The 1,030-nt window shown below is 34.3% G+C and carries 2 protein-coding genes; one reads left to right on the top strand and one right to left on the bottom strand.

Features of this window, described 5'->3' with window-relative positions; translation table 11 throughout:
- Window positions 1-536, top strand: a 536-nt coding sequence (locus tag PQG80_RS28785; RefSeq protein WP_271755300.1) for a hypothetical protein, incomplete at its 5' end; no start/stop codon positions are given.
- Window positions 537-580: 44 nt separating this feature from the next.
- Here PQG80_RS28785 and PQG80_RS28780 read toward each other — a convergent pair.
- Window positions 581-934, bottom strand: a complete 354-nt coding sequence (locus PQG80_RS28780; protein ID WP_271755298.1) for a helix-turn-helix domain-containing protein — start codon at window positions 932-934, stop codon at window positions 581-583.
- Window positions 935-1,030: the final 96 nt, after the last annotated feature.

The raw sequence follows: 1,030 nt of genomic DNA, 5'->3' as shown, positions 1-1,030 counted from the left end.
GTCCATATGCTTATGCTTATGTAAAATGGAAACAAGCATTGTTACATATAGATAATTACTACGATGTTGATAATAAAATCTATTCTGTGCTGAATCCTGAGAGAGTTTCAAGTCTGTACCTTTTCAATTTTGACAACGACCCATTGATACAAATAGCTAATGCTTGTATTCGATCACACCCTATTTTAAATCCAGAAAGGTTTAGTCATCTTAAATGGATAATAACGCATCTGACGGGGTTTGTTTCTTTATCTCTTTTTAAATCATTCCTAGATAACTCCACAACCATGTCTATTGAAGATCGACTCCATTCCAGAAGTGACTTCTTTGCATTTCGCTTTCCGAATCGCCCTAATCAACCATTCAGCGTCATAACTGATAAAGGTTTTATGAAGGATTTCAAATACGACATAGATTGCCCTTTCCACACTGTGAGACTTAAAAGAAAATCCAAAAACGAAAAATCATTTCATCCAATGAAAATCGCAATTGAGAAATATAATAAGGCTTTAGGAAATCCAACTTCCAAAAATTAAATCTTAATAGTTATAAAAAAATAGACAGGTTGCCCTGTCTATTTTCATTTAGAGTCAAATACTGAAACGACATCCTTTATTAATTTTGACAACACTTGAATTTCTTTCGCAGTCCTGCCTTGTAATATACTGGTCACTCCAACAATTAGCTTATCATTTTCAATCTTATCCTTCGTAATTAGCATGGAATAGTTTTCGAATAAAGCAGTTGGATGGACCTCGAGTGCTCTTGAAATTTTTTCAAGTGTATCTAATGAGATATTCTTTTCTCCTCGCTCAATTCCACCTATATAAGATTGAGGCTGCTGCACTCTTTCACCTAGTTGCTCCTGAGTTAGCCCTCTACTCTTGCGATAATACCTTATTTTATGTCCAACAGCCTCGGCTAAATTGTTCAAAAGTATATCACCTCTCTTGAAAAGAGTAGGCAAAAGTGGTGTTGAATTAAATACACCCATAGCATATATATCCATTTGAATTTAGATCATATAAGA

It is taken from the genome of Cohnella rhizoplanae (assembly GCF_948329515.1).
Lineage (GTDB): Bacteria > Bacillota > Bacilli > Paenibacillales > Paenibacillaceae > Cohnella > Cohnella rhizoplanae.
This window is presented reverse-complemented; position numbering and strand designations above follow the sequence as displayed.